Source organism: Rathayibacter sp. AY1C4, assembly GCF_002932195.1.
Classification (GTDB): domain Bacteria; phylum Actinomycetota; class Actinomycetes; order Actinomycetales; family Microbacteriaceae; genus Rathayibacter.
Genome location: NZ_PSWE01000072.1, coordinates 1 through 763, shown reverse-complemented (window position 1 = coordinate 763; position 763 = coordinate 1). Strand labels below are relative to the sequence as shown.

The following is a 763-nucleotide window of genomic DNA, read 5'->3' as shown; positions in this document are numbered from 1 at the left end:
ACCCAGGCGCACGGGCACGTCGGCTTCGTCTCCGGGCTCGCCGACGTGCTCAGCCGTCCGGACGCGGTCGGCGCCCTCGCCGCCGCCCGCACCCTCCGCAGCATCAACGCCGTCCTCACCGACAGCACCCCGCACCACCCGCACCACGGAAGAAGCGCATGAAGATCGTCACCCTCTGCGGCGCCGGAATCGGCACCTCCGCCATCCTCAAGCTCGGCGCCGAGCGCGCCCTCGAGACCCTCGACCTCGAGGCCGAGGTGATCGCCTCCGACCTGGCCTCCGTCGACGCGCTCGCCGCCGACGCGCAGGTCATCCTCACCTCCGGCGAGCTCGTCGACCGCATCGGCCGCACCTTCGCCGAGGTCGTCGTCATCGACAACTACCTCGACCAGAACGAGATCACGGAGAAGATCGAGCGAGCGCTGGGCTGAGCTCGACTCTGAGCCGCTCCCTGCGCGGCTCAGCGCGGTCGGCCTCCCGACGGGGTGCGTTCCGCAGAGCGTATTCCGTCGGGCTGCCTCGAATCGCTGCCACGCGATTCTCGGACGCGCCCTCCACCTTGCGGTGAGAGGGCGCTCCCTCCTCCTGCTGGTCGAGTAGCCGCAGAGCGGCGTATCAAGACTCCCATTTCCAGGGCGCGATGTGTCTACCGTGCGGTGGGAGGGCGTCCGTCGTCCGCCCCTTCTGGTCGAGTGGCCGCGGAGCGGCGTGCCGAGAGCCGGGTTCCCGCGCGGACGGCTGCTCGGGTCTTGGGGGGTCAGCG

Annotated in this window: 1 protein-coding gene; it reads left to right on the top strand. The window is 70.9% G+C overall.

Annotated features, from left to right (window positions below; all coding sequences use genetic code 11):
- Positions 1–158 precede the first annotated feature (158 nt).
- Positions 159–431 (top strand): PTS sugar transporter subunit IIB, encoded by a 273-nt coding sequence (locus C5C99_RS16670; RefSeq protein ID WP_104226416.1) that lies wholly within the window; start codon positions 159–161, stop codon positions 429–431.
- Positions 432–763 lie beyond the last annotated feature (332 nt).